Origin of the sequence: Streptomyces sp. 4F14 (assembly GCF_048159485.1) — a bacterium.
Taxonomy (GTDB): domain Bacteria; phylum Actinomycetota; class Actinomycetes; order Streptomycetales; family Streptomycetaceae; genus Streptomyces.
Genome location: NZ_JBLRVY010000136.1, coordinates 1 through 441, shown reverse-complemented (window position 1 = coordinate 441; position 441 = coordinate 1). Strand labels below are relative to the sequence as shown.

Annotated in this window: 1 protein-coding gene; it reads right to left on the bottom strand. The window is 73.2% G+C overall.

Annotation, left to right across the window (positions count from 1 at the left end; all coding sequences use genetic code 11):
• Nucleotides 1-441 (bottom strand): transketolase-like TK C-terminal-containing protein (locus ACLZOT_RS50000; RefSeq protein ID WP_416975985.1); only part of this gene is annotated, 441 nt, incomplete at both ends.

Below are 441 nucleotides of genomic sequence, written 5' to 3'. Positions count from 1 at the left end.
CGTCCCGGCGCAGCTCCGTCCAGGAGGTCGCGGACCACACGTCGGCGGCCACGCCCCACTCCTCGGCGAGCAGCCGCTGCGCCTTCAGCGCCCAGTGGATCGCCGTACCGGAGGACAGGAGCTGGAGCCGCGGGGCGTTCGCCGCCGGGGTCAGACCCGCCGACTCCGCCGTGTTGAAGCGGTACAGGCCCTTGACGATGCCCTCGTCGATGCCGAGGCCGGACGGCTTCGCCGGTTGCGGGAGCGGCTCGTTGTATACGGTCAGGTAGTAGAAGACGTTCGGGTCCTCGCCCGGCGCCGCCTCGCCGTACATCCGGCGGAGGCCGTCGCGCACGATCGCCGCGACCTCGTAGGCGAAGGCCGGGTCGTACGTCAGCGCCGCCGGGTTCGTCGCCGCGATCACCGGCGAGTGGCCGTCGGCGTGCTGGAGGCCCTCGCCCG